Here is an 18755-nt window from a genome sequence, read left to right on the forward strand (position 1 = left end):
CGCAATGCAGCATTTGACGACCGCACAGCTAAGACAAAAGTTCTTAGACTATTTTGCCAAGCACCAACACCAAATTGTGCCTTCGGCTTCATTAATCCCTGGTACTGATCCAACGTTGTTGTTTAACAACGCCGGCATGGTGCCTTTTAAAGACGTATTTTTGGGCGCAGAGAAGCGCCCCTATACGCGAGCGACCAGCGCCCAACGTTGTGTCCGCGCAGGTGGTAAACACAACGACTTAGAAAATGTTGGTTACACTGCCCGTCACCATACCTTTTTTGAAATGCTCGGTAACTTTAGCTTTGGCGATTATTTCAAAGAGCAAGCTATTCAATTTGCCTGGACTTTTTTGACCGAAGAACTCGGTTTGCCTAAAGAGAAACTTTGGGTGACGGTGTTTACCGAAGATGATGAAGCCGCCGATATTTGGATTAACAAAATTGGCGTGCCAGCTGATCGCGTCTCTCGCATTGGTGAAAAAGATAACTTCTGGTCCATGGGCGATACCGGTCCATGTGGTCCGTGCTCGGAAATTTTCTACGATCATGGTGAAGAAGTCTGGGGCGGTCCACCAGGGACGCCAGAAGAAGATGGCGACCGTTATATTGAGATTTGGAACTTGGTTTTCATGCAATATAACCGTCATGCCGATGGCACGATGGAAGCCTTACCTAACCCATCTATTGATACAGGCATGGGTCTTGAGCGTATCGCCGCCATTATGCAGGGCGTGCATTCAAACTATGAAATTGACCTATTCCAAGCGTTAATCCAAGCGGCAGCAAAAGTGACGAATGCGCAGGATTTAGAAGATAAATCATTGCGGGTTATTGCCGACCATATCCGTTCGTGTGCGTTTTTGGTGCTAGATGGTGTCATGCCTTCGAATGAAGGACGCGGTTACGTGTTGCGTCGTATTATTCGTCGCGCTGTGCGCCACGGCAACAAACTGGGGGCAAAAGGCACCTTCTTCCACCAACTGGTTGGTGCGCTGATTGAACAGATGGGGGATGCATACCCTGAGCTTGCCAAACACCAGAGCATTATTGAAAAAGTACTGCGTATTGAAGAAGAGCAATTTGGCAAAACTCTAGAACGCGGCTTGGCTATTTTGGAAGAACATCTAAGCGCCCTAGAAGGCAATGTTATTCCCGGCGATGTGGTATTCAAGCTCTATGATACCTATGGCTTTCCAGCGGACTTAACCGCTGATGTCGCTCGTGAACGTTTTATGACCATTGATGAGCGTGGTTTCCAGCAGTGTATGGATGTGCAACGTAAAAAAGCACAACAAGCTGGCAAGTTTGGCGCTGATTACAACACGCAACTGCGCTCTGATAAGTCGAGCGACTTCAAGGGTTATGAAGCCGAGCATTACAGCGGCACAGTGGTCGAGTTGTTCGCTGCTGGCGATAAGGTATCGGTATTGGAAGATGGTCAAGAAGGTATCGTGATACTTGATCGTACGCCATTTTATGCTGAGTCAGGCGGTCAGGTGGGTGACACCGGCGTGCTGAAAGCCGGTAATGGAGAGTTTATTGTTACCGATACACAAAAACTTGGCAATGCCATTGCGCACTACGGCAAAGTAAGTGGGCAAATGGGGGTGAACGATAAAGTGGATGCGCGTATCGATGCTGAGCGCCGTGACCGCATTAAGAAAAACCACACTGCAACCCACCTTATCCACGAAGCGTTGCGCCAAGAGTTGGGTGAGCATGTAAACCAAAAAGGCTCCTTGGTTGAGCCTGATCGTATGCGTTTTGATTTCTCTCATTTTGAGGGTGTCACGCGTGAGCAACTACAACGCATCGAACAACAAGTGAATATTGAAATTCGTCGTAATTTTGCTTTGCAAACTGAACTGATGGCCATTGATGAGGCAAAAGCAAAGGGCGCTATGGCGTTATTCGGCGAGAAATATGACGATGAAGTACGTGTCGTGAGCATTGGCGACTACTCTATCGAGCTGTGTGGTGGTACCCACGTGCAGCGCACTGGCGACATCGGTTTATTTAAAATCGTCTCAGAGGCAGGTATTGCCGCTGGTGTACGCCGTATTGAAGCGGTCACCGGTGATGATGCATTGAATTATGTTGCTGAGCAAGAGAACAAACTGGCGCAAATAGCGGCATTACTCAAAGCGGATAATGCCTCGGTGCTTGATAAAGTATCGGGTTTAATTGAACGTAGTAAAGGCCTTGAAAAGCAGGTGGCGCAGCTTAATGACAAGCTCGCCAGTGCAGCGGGCGCCTCGTTGCTTGATAGTGCTATTGATGTAAACGGCGTTAAGCTGCTTGTGGCGAACGTTGCTGGCACCGAGAGCAAAGCGCTGCGTGGTATGGTTGATGACCTGAAGAACAAAATGGGTTCAGGCATTATTGCTTTAGGCGTTGCCAACGGCGAAAAAGTCAGTTTAATTGCTGGCGTCACCAAAGATCTTACTGGTCAGTTTAAAGCCGGAGAGTTGGTTAACCATATGGCGGCACAAGTTGGTGGTAAAGGTGGCGGTCGCCCTGATATGGCACAAGCCGGTGGCTCGCAACCAGAGCACTTAGATAGCGCACTGGCCAGTGTTCAAGCATGGGTGAGTGAACGTGGATAAACAACAGGCGCGTATTTATTCGTGGCACTGTTAGTTCAAAAGTTTGGCGGCACCTCGGTAGGCTCGATTGAGCGTATTGAGGCCGTCGCCGATATCATTATTCGCCAACGTCAGCAGGGCCACCACATTGTGGCTGTGGTGTCAGCAATGTCAGGCGAAACCAATCGATTATTAGCGTTAGCTGAGCAAGTTGATAGCTCCCCCAGTCCTCGTGAACTTGATGCATTAGTCAGTACCGGAGAGCAAGTAAGTGCCAGTCTTCTAGCGATGGCACTGATCCGCCGAGGCTACCCCGCCATCAGCCTGTTGGGCGATCAACTGGGTATTCGCACCGACAACCTCTTTACCAAAGCACGTATCAATGACATCAACAGTGCCCGCTTACGTCAAGAAATTGAACATGGTCGCATTGTTATCGCAGCAGGGTTTCAAGGCCGTGATTTGGAGGGAAATATTACCACTCTGGGGCGCGGCGGTAGCGACACTTCGGCAGTGGCCATTGCCGCTGCGATAAATGCTCAAGAATGTCAGATCTATACCGACGTTGACGGCGTATATACGACTGATCCTCGTATCGAACCTGGGGCATGGAAGCTGTCGAGCGTGTCAGTGCAGGTCATGCTAGAGATGGCTAGTTTAGGCGCGAAGGTATTGCATATTCGTGCAGTGGAAGCCGCTGCGCATTATAAAATGCCATTGCGGGTGTTATCTAGCTTTAGTGTTGGGGAAGGAACGCGCGTTGATTACGAGGATGAAGGTATGCAACAACAGACTGTTTCGGGAATTGCCTCCAAGCGTGAGCAAGCGCTTATCTTTATAAATGACTGCTCAAACGATGGTTCTACTTTAGCAAATATAGTGGAACTCTTGGCTGAAAAAGGCATCGAAATAGACATGATTAACCAAGTTAATCAAAAAGTTGGAAAAGTAGACTATGCTATAAGTGTACCCAGCTTAGATTTGCAACAAGCAATGAGTTTATTGCAAGAAAGTGATGCTTTAAGCGGGGCCAAAATAGATAGTCGTGACGACCTCGCCATGTTGTCTATAGTTGGCGCAGGGATAAAAACGAACACGCCAATTACGGGGCGATTTTTTCGCGTGTTAGCCGATGAAAATATAGATGTAGTCGTCGCTAGCTCAGGAGAAATAAAGCTTTCAGTTCTTATTGAACGAAAGTACTTGGAATTGGGCGTACGTGCATTACATGCGGCTTTTTTAACGGCAAGTGAATAATCGCTTTTAAGTTTTACTTACTTTTAGAGTGATTATTCTTTAGAATGCCGGAGACGGAATTTTTTACTAATTTGGAACTATGGGAGCAAGCGAATGCTAATTCTTACTCGTCGAGTTGGTGAAACCTTAATGATTGGTGATGAAGTCACAGTGACTGTTTTAGGCGTTAAGGGTAACCAAGTGCGTATCGGTGTGAATGCACCAAAGGATGTGTCTGTTCACCGCGAAGAGATTTACATGCGAATCCAAGCCGAAAAATCGGACTCAAATCCGGGCAACGCATAAATAAACGAATTCATACAAGCCACTATCAAGTGGCTTTATTTTTATCAAAGATAAATGCAATCACTTCCTCATTGAGCACTCGTGCGGGAAAATAGTGCCTAGCTCCTTTATCGGTGACAATAATTATTCCCTTCTGCGTACTCAATACCTCTTTAATTTGTGGCCATGAGTATTGCTTCTTATGGGCATTAATCTCGGTACTAATTCCTTGCTCATCAACCCGTAGCGTCACTTCATTTCCAGCAGCTCTTGTTAATCGCTGTCGTGCCACCCACCAAGGTTGCTGATATTTGTAGGCAACCACTTCTAAAATAGCTAAAGCAAACAAAAAATAACCAAGGTAGTTATTTTGCAACTTAAACATGCTAAAAAGAGCAAGTCCTACGAGTAAGAGCACCAGTGGATATTTGAGTTGGCGGCGATGGCTGAAGGGCAAAGACTGCTCAAAGCTTTCGTGGTAGTAGTCTTTATCTAAAATATAGCTAGTGTGGTAATTCATAGTACTCGTTATACGAACTTGATTAATATAGAGGCAGGTATGCGCGCGATTTTTATGGCATTAACGGCCGCGCTTTTCAGCGCTACGGTTGGCGCCCAACACCAATTTTTGGTCTTTGGCGATATGCCATATTCCCCTATCGATGAAGCGCTGCTCACCCCACCTGCAGGGCCATTATATCAAGGCGTGCGGCAAACCCCACATCATTTTATTGTCCACGTCGGTGATATTAAGGCTGGAGCTGTCGCTTGTACCGATCATGTTCTGCGCGGCAACTACCAGCTGTTATCTAATCTTAGTGAGCGGCCCTTTGTCTACACACCGGGTGACAATGATTGGACCGACTGCGATAGGAAAGGGCTTAGCACACGCTATGATGAGCTAGAGAGGCTAAGCTTTATACGGAAAGAATTCGCTGTTCATACAGTCGCCTTGCACGATTATGAACGCCAGCCTGAGCTGCCCGAAAACCAGGCTTGGCGTATAGAGCAAGTGCAGTACCTAACTGTGCATGTGGTAGGTACCAATAATGGTCGTGCGCAAATTCTTAAGTCTGATAAAAAACAAGCGCTGCAGGCTGTTAAAAAGCGAGATCAGCATAATATTCAATGGCTAAAACGCCATGCTGATAAAGACCTAACCGCCATGGTTGTCTTTTTTCAAGCGGATATCTTTCGCTCAAGTAGCGATCAGGGAGTGTGCAGTGACAATAACCGAAAATGTGATGGCTTTGCTGTCTATCGTCAGTACTTAGATAAGCTCGCTCAACACAGTGATTATCCTATTTTAGTGGTGCATGGCGATACCAGTGAATTTTGTTTTTCACAGCGTCAGTCGCAGCTTTGGCATCTTAATGCACCTGGCGATTTTCAGGTTTTAGATATTGCTCATGTAACCGTTAATGTAGATTCAGCACAGCCTTTTCAGGTGTCCCCCTTGTTGACAACTAGCGCTATTCCTCGCTGTGAAGATGACGGTTAGCTACTGCGGCAGGTAAGCATAAAAAAGCCGCGCTAGGCGCGGCTTTTGTTAACACTGCGAATTAGAACTGGAACCTTAAGCCCAGTTTAAATTTGCGACCAAGTACGTCATAGTTACTTGGGAACGTGTTACCCGAGTTAGAGCTGGTATCACCTGCCTCATTGCCCACAACCGGTGGATCTTTCTCGAACAGGTTATCTATACCTAAACTTGCGGTGATATTATCGGTAAGGTGATAATTGGCATACAAGTCAAAGTAATCGTAGGAATCGATACTTCTAAACTCTGGGAAGTAATCGTCGGCAACGACTGGCTCTGCGTCAATGCCGTCAATGTGACGCCATTGCAATGACAGGGTAAAGTCGTCCATCGCCCACGTAGTACGTTGCACCCAGCGCATCTCTGCGAGGGGATCACAGCTGGCACTGTAATACCCTTTACAGTCGATAATTCGCGCTGTATCAGAGCTTTGCGATTCTTGAGTTAGATACTTGTTGATGGTTCCTGAGAACTGCAGCTCACCCATGTCCTCAAGTGGCACGAAGAAATTGAAGCCCAGTTCAACCCCCTCAGCGGTCAAGTTCTTGAGGTTGGTAGTGAATTGTTCAATCCCGGCACCAGCGACGGTTAAATCGCCACCCACACGTTGTATTTTGGCACACTCTTGTGCATCACCTAACTTGTAACAGGCATCGAGGATTTCTTGTGCTGAAAACTCGCCGATGATGTCATCAATATCAATATCATAGTAATCTAAACTGATAGTGAAGTTTTGCAAGGTATCGAACTCTGGAGTCCAAACAATACCTGCTGTAAAGGTGCTTGCTTCTTCAGCGTCAGGTGGATTAAGTGGATCGCTTCCGGAGATCACTTGCACTTGACCTGATATCACATCTTGCACGTTACCCACTTGCGCATCGGTCATGCCAGTGGAAATACATAGTTGGCGCAGTTCAGCACTGATGTTACCGGCGTTGGCAACCGAGCAAGGGTCGCTAGTCGCGTTATCAAGGCCAGTTACCACAGGAGAGGCGATTTCACCCACATTCGGAGCTCGCGTCGCTTGCTGTTGCATAACACGTACTAATACGCTGCTAACTGGGCGCCAGTTGAAACCAAGCTTCCAGGTTTCATTAGAGCCCACGGTATCGTAGTCTGCCCAACGGAAACCAAACTCCACATCAAGCGTATCAGCAAATGCCATACCGTCTAAGACTGGCAAGTACCCTTCCATGAACAGCTCATCAACACTGAAGCCACCTTCAATAGGCAACTGGTTACCTCCAGCACCGCCCTGACAGCTCGCTGGTGCAAGTTTCAAACATTCATCAGGCTCAAATAAGCCTTTTTCTTTGCGGTACTCGTAACCAAAGCTCATTGATAGTGGTGCGCCGGCGCCCGGCACTTCAATAAACTCAATCGGACCATTGATGGTCGCAGTTGCGATACGCTGGCTGTACTTTTGCTGCTGTAATGCAATAGCTGTAGCATAACCGGCCATTTCATCGGTAATGGTGCCAAAGCCACCAAACAGGTTGATGGGTACGCACGTTGGGTCGCCGTTTAAGCAGGTGACACCGTCTTCGGTTTCAAGGGCATTTTGGATGTTAGTTAGGTTGGTGTAGCCACCGCGTACGGTGGTACGGTTGGACTCACCATATTGGAAACTAACATCATACTCCCAGTCGTCAAACACATAACCTTTCACGCCAGTGACAAACTGGAACAACGAGGTGTCATAGCGCTCTGTACGGGGGCCGAGTTCGAGTGTACGCCGACGTAACTGCACAGTTAAATAGTCCTCAGAGTCGACGACGCCATTGCCGTTGACATCATTCCAGTTACTGTCACTTAAGAGACCATCAGCGAGCGCGTTGTTGCCCGTATCAATCATAAATTGCTGTGCTTGATCGCCAATTAACGGGTTAAATAGTGGCAATTCGAAACTAGCACCAAATGTGCCTGATGGCGCAACCTGTGTATCTACCGAGATCGAGCTGTAAGTGAGTGATGAATAAACTTCATGATCGTCGGTGAGGTTGTAACGAGCGAGAGCCGTACCAGAGTAGCGCTCGGACGGTGTCTGATAGAAGTTGTAGGGGTTGAAGTTGAACACGCTACAGGTATCGGCAGCAAGTGTGCCATCATTTCTAAATTGGCCTGCGGTACCCGCTCCGACAATACCAAAGCGTGTGGGCATGGCCGTTGTAGAACCACCACTTTCTACTGAGTTAGGGGCCTCACACTCAGAGGGCGCTGGAACGGGCGGTTGACCATTTAGGAATTGCTCATAGTTAGCGCCTGATGCGGTTTCGATACCAAGTAAACCCAACGGACGATCGCCAAGGAGCACTTGGTCACGCTTCATCCAGTCCAATGAGAGTACGACGTTACCTCTGTCGTCAGCGAGGTTAGAACCGATGGTAAGCGATATATTACTTTTATCGCCGTCACTTTCGTCTGTTTGCTGGTGCGAGGTGTCTAAGGCTATCCCTTCAAAATTATCTTTAAGGACAAAGTTAACCGCCCCAGCAATGGCATCAGAGCCATAAACGGCCGAAGCACCACCAGTAACTACATCGATGCGCTCTACCAGTGCCGAAGGGATCACTGAGGTATCTACCGAACCGTTGTAGTTATATGGGATCATTCGCCGGCCATTAACCAGTATCAATGAACGCTGAGAACCCAAGCCTCTTAAGTTGACCGTTGCTGCACCGCCAGAGCCGTTGTTCACGTTACTGCCGTCACCGGGAATAGTGGATGGTAAAGTACGTAGAATTTGCTCTACTTCAGGTTCTTGTTGGAAGCGCAGCTCTTTCTCGCCAATGGACGTGATGGGGCTGGCTGAGACAGCGCCAGGCTGGCGAATACGACTACCAGTGATGGCAATGACCTCGATATCCTTGGCTTCTTCATCCCCCGCAGCGAGTGCTTGAGGCATAACGAATGAAGAAATACCTACGCCGAGCGCTACTTGTAGCGACAGCGCCAGTTTAGATTTTAACATTGTTTTTCTCCCTAGTTATTAGTACGACTAATACTTCAGGGCCAATCAAACTGCGGTTGTTCCTATTTAGCGTCATAAGCTTAGTCCGATTTGTTCAAACCTGCCAATGACTTAGAGTCAAAAAATAGAGCAAAAACCCTCAACGTAAACAATGTTAAATCAATCTTGGTATGACCAATTATCTCTTTTCAGGTTCTCAACATCATTTATGGCTAATGAAGATAATTTTTTCTCGTATAGATTTTATTTATATCCGCTATTTTTATTATCTATAAAGCTAAAATAACGGCATTGTTGGCGGTTTTTAAGTCTCCTTCCAAGAATTTCTAGGTTATAAATATTGGTATTACCAATTTACACTTATGTAGACATTCTCTTTTTTTTTGATATGGTGTTGGTTAAATATCAATAAAAAGTAACTAAATTTGCACTGGGGTGAGCATGGATATTACAGCATTGTTAATTGAAGCCGCTTGGCTTATGGCGACCGGTATGGTGGTGGTCTTTGTATTTCTACTCATATTGATAGGCGCTTTACGCCTAATGTCATATATCTTTGCCGATACAGAACAAGCACAAGCCAATCAACAAGCTAGCGCCACTACCACGCATCACAGTAAGCGCCCTTCAAAGGCGCATATTGCAGCTATTGCTGCGGCTGTGCATCAGTATAAGAAGCAATAATAAGGGTCAATTATGTCTAAATTAAAGCTTACCGAATTAGTACTGCGAGACGCGCATCAATCTTTATTGGCAACACGCATGCGCTTAGAGGATATGCTCCCGATCGCTGATAAGCTTGATCAGGTTGGGTTTTGGTCAATGGAGTCATGGGGTGGGGCCACCTTTGACTCCTGTATCCGTTATTTAGGTGAAGACCCTTGGCATCGTATCCGCGCCCTGAAAGCGGCGATGCCTAATACTAAACAGCAAATGCTACTGCGTGGTCAGAACTTACTCGGTTATCGTCATTACAGTGACGATGTCGTGACTAAGTTTGTCGAGCGCGCTCACGCCAACGGCGTTGATGTGTTTCGTATCTTTGATGCGATGAATGATGTGCGTAATTTAGAGACGGCAATCAAAGCCGCTGTAAATATTGGCGCCCATGCACAAGGCACTATCTCTTACACCGTTTCACCGGTCCACACGCTGGATATGTGGTTAGATCAGGCCAAGCGCCTAGAAGATATGGGTTGTCATTCTATTTGCATTAAAGATATGGCAGGGCTGTTAAAGCCCTATGATGCCGATAAATTGATCCGTGGCTTAAAGGAAACCGTGTCTTTACCCATTGCTATGCAATGCCATGCGACCACAGGACTAAGCACTGCAACCTATCAAAAGGCCATTGATGCAGGCATTGATATGCTTGATACGGCAGTTTCTAGTATGAGTCAAACCTATGGTCACAGTGCCACCGAGACCGTGGTTGCTATTGTAGAGGATACCCCGCGTGATACCGGTTTGGACCAAACGTTACTCGAGGAAATTGCGGCTTATTTTAGGGAAGTACGTAAGAAGTATGCGCAATTTGAAGGTAGCTTGAAAGGCGTTGATGGCCGCATCCTATTAGCGCAAGTGCCCGGTGGCATGCTCACAAATATGGAAAACCAGTTAAAAGAGCAAAACGCAGGCGATAAGTTAGACGAGGTACTCAAAGAAATCCCCAAAGTCCGCAAAGACTTAGGTTACTTACCTTTGGTCACCCCCACCTCACAAATTGTTGGCACTCAGGCCGTGTTGAATGTGCTTACCGGTGAGCGCTACAAATCTATTACTAAGGAAACCGCAGGCGTTCTTAAAGGTGAGTATGGAGCAACACCCGCACCGGTAGATAGCCAATTGCAACAGCGTGTTTTAGAAGGTGCAGAGGCAATTAGTTGCCGTCCTGCCGACCTCATTGAGCCTGAGCTAGACAAGCTGAAGGAGGAACTAGATGCTCATGCGAAAGAGCAGAACCTCGAGTTAGCAGACGAGGTGGTTGATGACGTTTTAACCTATGCACTATTCCCGCAAATCGGTTTAAAGTTCTTAGCGAATCGAAATAACCCTGATGCTTTCGAACCAGCGCCTAGCGCCGAGCCGGAGCAGCCAAAGGCTGTGGCAAAGGCGGCACCGACAAAGCAAGGGCCAGAGCGTTATAGCATTAGTGTCGATGGTCAGGCCTATGATGTTGTCGTCGCCCCCGGTGGTGAGTTGGAGAGTGTGCGTGCTGTTGAGGGTGAAGGTGAAAACCCACCGCAGTCGGCTGCGATTAGTGGCGGGGAAACACTGAATGCACCGCTAACGGGCAACGTTTTCAAGGTTTTAGTCAAACCTGGTCAGCACGTGAGTGAAGGTGATGTGGTTATGATCATGGAAGCGATGAAGATGGAAACTGAAGTGCGCGCATTGCACGGCGGTGAGGTCAGTGATGTGTTAGTGCGTGAAGGTGACTCCGTGAGCGCTGGCGATGCCTTAATTGCATTGGTTTAGGAGGGGGTATGGAAGGAGTATTAAATCTCTGGCATGCCACCGGCATTGCCAACTTTTCCGTCGCTCAACTGGTGATGATCTTAGTCGGTTGTGGGCTGTTATATTTGGCGATAGCGCGTAATTTTGAGCCATTACTATTGGTGCCAATTGGCTTCGGGGCAATATTAACAAATATCCCCGTGGCTGGTATGGCAGACCCTGGTGGCATTCTGTATTACGTGTATTACATAGGCATTGACTCCGGCGTCTTTCCGCTGCTTATCTTTATGGGGGTGGGGGCACTTACCGACTTTAGCGCGTTGATCGCGAACCCGCGAATGCTACTTCTGGGCGCTGCGGCGCAATTTGGTATTTTTGCGACCTTGTTTGGTGCTATTGCTTTGAACTTTGTGCCGGGCTTTGAATTCACACTCAAAGATGCATCTGCTATCGCCATCATTGGCGGTGCCGATGGCCCGACTGCTATTTTCTTAGCCTCTAAATTAGCCCCGGACTTGCTCGGTGCTATCGCAGTGGCGGCGTATTCTTATATGGCATTAGTGCCCATTATCCAGCCACCCATCATGCGAGCATTAACCTCCGAGCAAGAGCGTAAAATTGAGATGCCGCAGTTACGAGCGGTTTCAAAAAAGGAAAAAATTATTTTTCCACTTATGGTTCTGGCGTTAACTGCGATGTTTTTACCGGCAGCAACGCCGTTGGTGGGAATGTTCTGTTTGGGCAACTTAATGCGTGAGTCAGGTGTCGTCGATAGGCTCAGTAGCACAGCGCAGAATGAGCTGATCAATATAACGACTATTTTCCTTGGCCTAGCAGTGGGCTCAAAGCTAGCTGCTGAGCAATTTCTGACGGTGGAAACCATTGGTATTCTAGCGTTAGGAGCCTTGGCATTTTCTATTGGCACGGCGTCAGGTGTATTCATGGCAAAAGGGCTGAATAGATTATCGTCATCACCCATTAACCCCTTAGTAGGGGCAGCCGGTGTATCTGCTGTGCCTATGGCTGCTCGCGTGGTCAATAAGGTTGGCTTGGAAAACAACCCACATAACTTTTTATTGATGCATGCCATGGGGCCAAACGTTGCTGGCGTTCTTGGTAGCGCTGTGGCTGCAGGTATTTTACTGGCTTTGGTGGGCTAACCTCTGCCGAGAAATTTATCTATTTAGGCACTTCCTAGCCATTTGCGCGTCCTATTCGAATTCGGTGGGGCGCGCTTTTTTATGGCTGAGGCCGGTTTCATAGTTTTGCGATTAAGTGTTATAAGTGCATGCTAGAGCATGAGTTGGGACTAACAAAGCAGTCCATGGCTAGCCATAACAGTCAAAATAGGGAGCGGCTATGAACGCTATTATCATCATCATTGTATTATTTGTTTCGCTGGCTATTTTGGTGCCGTTACTAGAACGCTACCAACATCAGTTAGGGCTCAATAAAATGATGCGCTTTCGCAAGTATATCTTGCCACTCGTTGGCATAAGCTTAGTGGTGCAATTGCTTTATATGTTATTTAGGTAAGGACTTGCGATATAGTAGACATAAAAAAAGCACCCTAAGGTGCTTTTTTTATGTCGATGATTAGTTCATCGCCAGCTGCATTTCTCGCTCTCTAACCAGCTGCGCAAGCAGTGTATCGGCTACTGGTTTGAACTTGGCTAATTCGCCAGCGGGAAGCGGCTCAGATTTTGGCAGTTCAACGGTACGAGGATTACGATGTACACCGTTTACAAGGAACTCATAGTGTAAGTGGGGGCCGGTAACGCGACCGGTGGCTCCGACAGTGCCAATAAGCTGACCTTGTTTCACTTTTTGGCCATTTTTTACTTTGCGTTTATTTAAGTGCAAGTACTTAGTTACATAGGTATTGCCGTGTTTAATGAACACATAATTACCATTAAAACGGCTGTAACCTGCTTTAATAACTTTGCCGTTACCAGCGGCTACCACGGGCGTACCTGTGCGCGCGGCGTAATCAATACCACGGTGTGGCTTCACCGTTTTAGTTACTGGATGGAGGCGACGCGGATTAAAGCTTGAACTGATGTATTTAAAATTAACTGGCGCTCGTAAGAAGGCTTTTTTCATACTTCGACCTTCAGGCGTGTAGAAGTTACCATCAGTGTGGCGCACTGCGGCATAACGTTCGCCTTGGTTGATAAATTCAGCAGCGATGATTTTCCCTGTGCCAATATACTCGCCGTCAACGTGGTGTGTTTCATACAGCAAGCTAAACTGATCGCCTTTACGCAGATCATTGGCAAAATCCACGTCCCAGCCAAAGATGGTGGCAAAGTTCATAATTTGCTTCTCACTTAGCCCTGCCGAGATACCGGCTGTCCATAGGCTGCCATTGACTGTACCAGACGCTGTTTTAGTGAGGGTTTCAATTTCTTTGGAGTCGATAGAGGTGTCGTAGCGTCCCTCTTCGTTAAGCGTAACAAACAAGGTGTCGGTTTTGCTCAGTACATATTTGAGCTGCTGCAACTCACCCTTGTCGTTTTTTGCAAAACTTAACACTTCACCTGGGTGAATTTTGGTTAGTTTTTTCGTTTCTTCATTGGTATTAACCAATTTATACAAGGTTTGCGCGGAGAAGCCTGCACGTTTAAAAATCAGGGCAAGGTTGTCACCGTTACGTACTTGGTAATCGGTGTGCTCATAGGTTGGTAAAGTCTGAGCTTGCTCGGGGGAGTTCAAATCGGTGATTTGTTCGTCTTCCTCAAGCTTAACTTGAAGCTCGTAACGCTTACCCACCTCCAATGGCTTTGCGTCGTTATCCTTTGATGCTGTGGCTCTTTCCGTAGGTATCAACATCAGGGCAATAATCGTGACAAGAAAGCCCACAATGAGCAATTTGTGTTTTTTGGGGAGCTTGTGAACCACGTTTACCATAACCTACCTTTTTCTGCTGTTAAGGAAAACAAATCTAACCAAAGGCTGAGCATATACGTTATAAAGGGCAAATACCAGTATTTTGTGCATTTAAACCCGGCGCGAATTGCGCTAGAATCGCGCGGTTAGCACATTTTTTTATCGGAGAAATAAATGACAGACTTGCAGACAGCGCTGGCAGAAATTAAACGCGGTGCTGAGGAAATTTTACTTGAGGAAGAACTCGCTGAACGCCTTAAGTCAGGGAAAAAGCTACGAATTAAAGCTGGGTTTGATCCTACAGCGCCAGATTTACATTTAGGTCATACGGTGCTTATTAATAAGCTAAAAACGTTTCAGGACCTTGGCCATGAAGTGATCTTTTTAATTGGCGACTTTACTGGAATGATAGGCGATCCAACGGGTAAAAACGTGACTCGTAAACCTTTGACCCGTGAAGATGTGTTAGCTAACGCCGAAACCTATAAAGAGCAAGTCTTTAAAATCCTCGATCCAGAAAAAACCACCATTGCATTTAACTCGCAATGGATGGAAAAGCTAGGCACCGCAGGAATGATAAAGTTAGCTGCTCGCCAAACCGTAGCACGCATGCTCGAGCGCGATGACTTTAAAAAACGTTATGCAAGTGGTCAATCCATCGCCATTCACGAGTTTTTGTATCCGTTAGTACAGGGGTGGGATTCAGTCGCACTTGAGGCCGATGTTGAGCTTGGTGGCACCGATCAGCGTTTTAACCTGTTGATGGGCCGTGAATTGCAAAAAGACGAAGGGCAAAAGCCGCAAACAGTGCTGATGATGCCGTTGCTTGAGGGCACTGATGGCGTGCAGAAAATGTCTAAGTCTCTGGGTAACTACATAGGAATTACTGACTCTGCTAACGATATGTTTGGCAAAATGATGTCTATCTCCGATGATCTTATGTGGCGTTACTATGAGTTGCTAAGTACCAAGTCACTTGAGCAAATTGCGGAGTTGAAGGAGCAAGTCAGCAACGGCGCGAATCCGCGTGATATCAAAATTGCCTTAGCGAAAGAGATTATTGCGCGTTTCCATGATGAGCAAGCGGCTGAGCAAGCTCACGCAGATTTTACCAAGCGTTTCTCTAAAAACGCGCTGCCTGATGATATTAACGAGCTAACCATTGAATGTGATGGCGATGAGATGATGATCACCGCCTTGCTTAAGGAAGCCCAGCTTGTGGCTAGCACTTCAGAAGCGATTCGCATGATTAAACAGGGTGCTGTGAAAATTAATGGCGAAACCAAGGTAACAGATAGCAAGCAAATGGTGGCTAAAGGCAGCACCGAAGTTTACCAGGTTGGTAAACGTCGCTTTGCAAAAGTGACTCTTGCCTAAGAATTGATACTACAGAAAAAGCCGCTTAAAGCGGCTTTTTTTACGCCCACGCTATGTGGCTAAGTGCTATAACCGCCAGCCAAAGCACGTTAACACCGTCAATATATTTCAATGTTGCTTTGATTGTTTTGTCATCAGGCAAATGATCCACACCAATACGCATGCGCTCAAAACGATGGCCTTGATAAAAGGCTGGCCCGCCAAGCTGTACTTGCAATAATGCACTGAAAACACTGAGAGTAAACCCGCTAACGCGGTGATAAAAGTGCCGGCCATATATCCGCAAGTAACGCCATAGTTTACGCTGTTGGGTCATCATCGCCAGCGGTAGCAAGTACATTACTAGGGCCGCTACACAGCAAAGAGTTAGTAACCATTTACTGGCGTAGAGATAAGGACTCGATGGCAAAGCATGCTTGCGCATGGCCGTGTGCAGAGTCCACGTTAAACTGTAGGCGAGGGCAGCCATGCCGCCAAATAAACAATACAGTAATAGTGGTGCAAAGTAGGTATGAAGCATGCGCAGCACCACACTCTCAATGCAAGCTTTGGCGACACCCTGACTATTCAAACGCTCACAATCACGTACCACAATAGTTGCTAGTAGTGCCCGAGCGAGTGATTTACGTTGCTGCTTTAATGCCAAAGCAATACGCGTGCTTTTGCTGCGGATTGTGTGGGAGTCTAGGCTCAGGTAGAGCAAGAGCGCAGATAATGCCTCTGGGTAGTAAACTAAATGGGAGAACAGCGCGATTAATGTCAGCGGCAACAACACACACAGAGCCAGTGACAGTATGGCTATCAGCAGATGGTAGCCAACACTATCTTGCGGATTGAAAGTGCGTTTAACTAAATTGTTGAAGCCCAGGCGCGCCAGGGTAAAAGGGTGATACCAAGGAGAGAGCGGCAGCCAACGCTCGCAAGCAATGGCTGCAAGTAATAACAGCAAACTAAGCTGAGCACTTAGCGCCTCAACCAGCATCTATAGGGTGACACCATCAAGTTTCGTTAGCATCGCCATCACCATAGCCGATGAATTCTTCGATGCGACTTCTAAGTATTCTTCGAATGAATGCGGCGACTCTTTGCCGGCGATATCAGACAGTGAGCGGATAACCACAAAGGCCGTATCAAGTAAGTGGCAGGCTTGAGCGATTGCGGCGCCTTCCATTTCCACGGCAAGCATCGCTGGAAATTGTTTGCGTGTTGCATCAATGCGTTCAGGATCACACATAAATGAATCGCCTGTACACACTAAGCCAACCAACGACTGACACTGTTGAAGCTGTGAAATTGATTGCTCGGCCACTTGTATCAATTGTGGGTGGGACTCATAAGCCGCTGGCATTTGTGGTACTTGGCCATACTCGTAACCAAATGCGGTAACATCGACGTCATGGTGGCGTAGCTCGCTGGCAATAGCTACATCACCCACTTCTAAACGCTGGTCAAAACCGCCTGCTGAACCTGTATTGATAACGCAATCAGGGTGAAAGTGGTCGATCAACAAGGTGGTTGCAACGGTGGCAGCGACTTTACCTATCCCTGATTGCACTAAAGTCACAGTCTGAGTATTGAGTTGCCCATGGTAAAAAGTAAAACCACCGTGTTGGTGAGTTTCTACGTCGCTCATGCGTTCACGCAAAATCGCGATTTCTGGCTCCATGGCGCCAATAATACCTACTTTCATAGCATCTCTGATTAATTAGCAAAAACAGCCCTTAGTATATCAAAGGCTGTTTTAATATGGCATTGGCTTAATTAGATCTCTGCAAGTTGGGTCGATGTAGCGATAGCTGAGCCGCTAGTCTGCGCTTTGGCTTGCGAAGGCGAGAGCACTGCTGGGCGCGTTGGCGTGCGCGTCGGTTTACGTTTTGTTGCTGTTTCTGGCTTGCCAATCTTAAATAAAATGGCGTTGCGTACGTCTTCAACGCGGTAGCCACTTTTTACTTTCATACGAATATGAGGAATACCGGCGGTTTCTAGGGCACCGCTAACAAACCAATCGCGCTGTGCCTTGTGGCCGTCTTTATTGGCATTATTGACCAGATCCACGGCGGCGACTATGGTCATTTTCTGTTTATCTAACAATACATAGTCGAGTTGTTTATTCTTAGTTTTAGTCATGGCAATACGCCGTGATTTGCTAGAAAGTCCCGCCTTGCAATCAATGACATCTGCTAATTTGACTCGGCTGACGATCCGGTAGTTATCGCCAACCGCCCGCTCTAGAAGCGATAGAAAGGCGCTCTCAACCTGCGTATAGATCTCTTTTTTACGAACGAAAGGATAAGGGTTTTCGTTATTATCAGTGAACTTGGAAGCCACCACGGAAGCAACAACAACCAGCACCAATATAGATAAAAGCGCGAATTCCATTTTTTACTCCAAAACGAATTTTTGACACGCTTACATCAAAGCAATAAACGTGCCTAAAATTGAATTGGCTAGGGTTGATAACCCTGGGGCAGGCCTTTAGTCGTGATAGCTACGGCGTCATGGGCGTGAAGCGACTCATAGTGGTTAATGCGAACCCAAAAATCGAGCACGTCTGCCCGCTCATCTAACGCTGCTTTCACCTTACGAGCGGCATCTTCACAAAACATCAAATTGGCGCCATTTAATCGTGCAAACTCTTGCTCGTCTTCTCGTTTCACGGCGGTTTGCACGGGGGTTTTTAGTGTTTGCTCAATTTCATCGATGATGGCGACGAAGTCAAATTCGCCAAGCTGTGCATCCAATAACACCTTGGTTTGTGCGACGGAGCGTTGAGAATGGGGGGTGGCGCTGATCCCCTCTGTTGTGCCCAGCCACTTTAGCACTTGTTCAAAGTTCAAGTTCTCGGCGTCAAAGTCGCGTTTAAAGTTTTCTTGAATCAATTGCCTTGCAAGGGCTGCTGAACAAGGGCAAGTAGACGAGTAGGTTACTTCAACACCGGCTTCAACACGCAGCTGCCCTTGATTTAACTGCATGTCTAAGGTGATGGGATAGAATTTCCAGCCGCTGTTATCGCTTAGCAACGCACTGCGGCGCAATGGAAGCTCAAAACTGAGGCTGAGTCGCGCTCTATCGCTAATATCGTCATGGGAGCTGATAAACGCATCAAGGGTTGTTTTGAGTTGCGCAGGAGTCACGCTGGGCTCATTAGAAAGTTGGTCCAGTGCCAAAAATAAGCGCGACATGTGAATGCCCTTGGCATGGGTGTCAATTAAGTTCACAAAGGCTTGTGCTTTGGCATTAATAACGGTTGCTGCCATGCCCTTTGTCGCAATTTTTAAAGGTATTTCAATGGCGCTCATACCCACCCAATCAAGCGTATGATGTACTGAAGACGCGCTGGTGTTGGCGATATCTGGCATTGGATGTGGCATAGCCTTCCTCATTATTGAAGCAACGAAAAGGCGACATTCTACCTG

General features: G+C 47.1%; 16 protein-coding genes. 9 read left to right on the forward strand and 7 right to left on the reverse strand.

The genetic code is table 11. The features are described 5' to 3' along the window. Positions 1-4: 4 nt before the first annotated feature. The 3 genes from alaS to csrA all read left to right on the forward strand — a co-directional run bounded on the left by alaS (position 5) and on the right by csrA (position 4126). Positions 5-2605: an alanine--tRNA ligase gene (gene alaS / locus PRUTH_RS01305; protein ID WP_151172344.1), complete on the forward strand. Its 2601-nt coding sequence runs from the start codon at positions 5-7 to the stop codon at positions 2603-2605. Positions 2606-2626: 21 nt separating this feature from the next. Beyond that, positions 2627-3841, forward strand: coding sequence for an aspartate kinase (locus PRUTH_RS01310; RefSeq protein WP_151172345.1), 1215 nt, complete (start codon positions 2627-2629; stop codon positions 3839-3841). A 93-nt stretch (positions 3842-3934) separates the two neighbouring features. After that, positions 3935-4126, forward strand: a complete 192-nt coding sequence (gene csrA / locus PRUTH_RS01315) for a carbon storage regulator CsrA (RefSeq protein WP_022946934.1) — start codon at positions 3935-3937, stop codon at positions 4124-4126. Between the two features lie 25 nt (positions 4127-4151). On the opposite strand, the gene PRUTH_RS01320 is transcribed toward csrA, so the two are convergent. Then, positions 4152-4625 carry a YcxB family protein gene (locus PRUTH_RS01320; RefSeq protein ID WP_138587894.1) on the reverse strand — a complete coding sequence of 158 codons (474 nt, stop codon included), beginning with the start codon at positions 4623-4625 and terminating at the stop codon, positions 4152-4154. 39 nt (positions 4626-4664) lie between these two features. On the opposite strand from PRUTH_RS01320, the gene PRUTH_RS01325 reads away from it, so the two are divergent. Then, positions 4665-5606, forward strand: coding sequence for a hypothetical protein (locus tag PRUTH_RS01325; protein ID WP_151172346.1), 942 nt, complete (start codon positions 4665-4667; stop codon positions 5604-5606). Positions 5607-5667: 61 nt separating this feature from the next. Here the strand turns inward: PRUTH_RS01325 and PRUTH_RS01330 are convergent, their stop codons facing one another. Next, positions 5668-8616, reverse strand: a complete 2949-nt coding sequence (locus PRUTH_RS01330) for a TonB-dependent receptor domain-containing protein (protein WP_022946931.1) — start codon at positions 8614-8616, stop codon at positions 5668-5670. A 441-nt stretch (positions 8617-9057) separates the two neighbouring features. Here PRUTH_RS01330 and PRUTH_RS01335 point away from each other — a divergent pair, with 441 nt between their 5' ends. The 4 genes from PRUTH_RS01335 (at position 9058) to PRUTH_RS19095 (ending at position 12609) form a co-directional block, all read left to right on the forward strand. Further along, on the forward strand, positions 9058-9300 hold the full coding sequence (locus tag PRUTH_RS01335; RefSeq protein ID WP_022946930.1) for an OadG family protein: 243 nt from the start codon (positions 9058-9060) through the stop codon (positions 9298-9300). Positions 9301-9312: 12 nt separating this feature from the next. After that, entirely contained in the window at positions 9313-11094 is a 1782-nt protein-coding gene (gene oadA / locus PRUTH_RS01340; protein WP_151172347.1) for a sodium-extruding oxaloacetate decarboxylase subunit alpha, read from the forward strand. A gap of 8 nt (positions 11095-11102) precedes the next feature. Beyond that, positions 11103-12233 carry a sodium ion-translocating decarboxylase subunit beta gene (locus PRUTH_RS01345; RefSeq protein ID WP_022946928.1) on the forward strand — a complete coding sequence of 377 codons (1131 nt, stop codon included), beginning with the start codon at positions 11103-11105 and terminating at the stop codon, positions 12231-12233. A gap of 199 nt (positions 12234-12432) precedes the next feature. Next, complete coding sequence (locus PRUTH_RS19095) at positions 12433-12609, forward strand: hypothetical protein (RefSeq protein ID WP_022946927.1); 177 nt, start codon at positions 12433-12435, stop codon at positions 12607-12609. Positions 12610-12669: 60 nt separating this feature from the next. Here PRUTH_RS19095 and PRUTH_RS01350 read toward each other — a convergent pair whose 3' ends face one another. Then, on the reverse strand, positions 12670-13983 hold the full coding sequence (locus tag PRUTH_RS01350) for a peptidoglycan DD-metalloendopeptidase family protein (RefSeq protein WP_022944145.1): 1314 nt from the start codon (positions 13981-13983) through the stop codon (positions 12670-12672). Positions 13984-14136: 153 nt separating this feature from the next. Between PRUTH_RS01350 and tyrS the strand changes: the two genes are divergently transcribed. Further along, positions 14137-15339 (forward strand): tyrosine--tRNA ligase, encoded by a 1203-nt coding sequence (gene tyrS, locus PRUTH_RS01355; RefSeq protein ID WP_045978528.1) that lies wholly within the window; start codon positions 14137-14139, stop codon positions 15337-15339. Between the two features lie 40 nt (positions 15340-15379). Here the strand turns inward: tyrS and PRUTH_RS01360 are convergent, their stop codons facing one another. From PRUTH_RS01360 to folE2, 4 genes are all read right to left on the reverse strand, one after another. Beyond that, positions 15380-16321 (reverse strand): cobalamin biosynthesis protein, encoded by a 942-nt coding sequence (locus PRUTH_RS01360; RefSeq protein ID WP_151172348.1) that lies wholly within the window; start codon positions 16319-16321, stop codon positions 15380-15382. Then, positions 16322-17029: a 5'-methylthioadenosine/S-adenosylhomocysteine nucleosidase gene (gene mtnN, locus PRUTH_RS01365; protein WP_022944142.1), complete on the reverse strand. Its 708-nt coding sequence runs from the start codon at positions 17027-17029 to the stop codon at positions 16322-16324. A gap of 71 nt (positions 17030-17100) precedes the next feature. Then, positions 17101-17718 (reverse strand): DUF2726 domain-containing protein, encoded by a 618-nt coding sequence (locus tag PRUTH_RS01370; protein ID WP_022944141.1) that lies wholly within the window; start codon positions 17716-17718, stop codon positions 17101-17103. A 68-nt stretch (positions 17719-17786) separates the two neighbouring features. Continuing rightward, on the reverse strand, positions 17787-18710 hold the full coding sequence (folE2, locus tag PRUTH_RS01375) for a GTP cyclohydrolase FolE2 (protein WP_151172349.1): 924 nt from the start codon (positions 18708-18710) through the stop codon (positions 17787-17789). Between the last annotated feature and the right edge of the window lie 45 nt (positions 18711-18755).

The sequence above is a fragment of the Pseudoalteromonas ruthenica genome (assembly GCF_008808095.1).
In the GTDB taxonomy this organism is placed as follows: domain Bacteria; phylum Pseudomonadota; class Gammaproteobacteria; order Enterobacterales; family Alteromonadaceae; genus Pseudoalteromonas; species Pseudoalteromonas ruthenica.

Bases quoted from the DNA above. Each gene is read 5' to 3' on its own strand.
- alaS (WP_151172344.1), top strand. From the start codon at position 5: ATGCAGCATTTGACGACCGCACAGCTAAGACAAAAGTTCTTAGACTAT.
- csrA (WP_022946934.1), top strand. From the start codon at position 3,935: ATGCTAATTCTTACTCGTCGAGTTGGTGAAACCTTAATGATTGGTGAT.
- PRUTH_RS01320 (WP_138587894.1), bottom strand. From the start codon at position 4,625: ATGAATTACCACACTAGCTATATTTTAGATAAAGACTACTACCACGAA.
- PRUTH_RS01325 (WP_151172346.1), top strand. From the start codon at position 4,665: ATGCGCGCGATTTTTATGGCATTAACGGCCGCGCTTTTCAGCGCTACG.
- PRUTH_RS01330 (WP_022946931.1), bottom strand. From the start codon at position 8,616: ATGTTAAAATCTAAACTGGCGCTGTCGCTACAAGTAGCGCTCGGCGTA.
- PRUTH_RS01335 (WP_022946930.1), top strand. From the start codon at position 9,058: ATGGATATTACAGCATTGTTAATTGAAGCCGCTTGGCTTATGGCGACC.
- oadA (WP_151172347.1), top strand. From the start codon at position 9,313: ATGTCTAAATTAAAGCTTACCGAATTAGTACTGCGAGACGCGCATCAA.
- PRUTH_RS01345 (WP_022946928.1), top strand. From the start codon at position 11,103: ATGGAAGGAGTATTAAATCTCTGGCATGCCACCGGCATTGCCAACTTT.
- PRUTH_RS19095 (WP_022946927.1), top strand. From the start codon at position 12,433: ATGAACGCTATTATCATCATCATTGTATTATTTGTTTCGCTGGCTATT.
- PRUTH_RS01350 (WP_022944145.1), bottom strand. From the start codon at position 13,983: ATGGTAAACGTGGTTCACAAGCTCCCCAAAAAACACAAATTGCTCATT.
- tyrS (WP_045978528.1), top strand. From the start codon at position 14,137: ATGACAGACTTGCAGACAGCGCTGGCAGAAATTAAACGCGGTGCTGAG.
- PRUTH_RS01360 (WP_151172348.1), bottom strand. From the start codon at position 16,321: ATGCTGGTTGAGGCGCTAAGTGCTCAGCTTAGTTTGCTGTTATTACTT.
- mtnN (WP_022944142.1), bottom strand. From the start codon at position 17,029: ATGAAAGTAGGTATTATTGGCGCCATGGAGCCAGAAATCGCGATTTTG.
- PRUTH_RS01370 (WP_022944141.1), bottom strand. From the start codon at position 17,718: ATGGAATTCGCGCTTTTATCTATATTGGTGCTGGTTGTTGTTGCTTCC.
- folE2 (WP_151172349.1), bottom strand. From the start codon at position 18,710: ATGCCACATCCAATGCCAGATATCGCCAACACCAGCGCGTCTTCAGTA.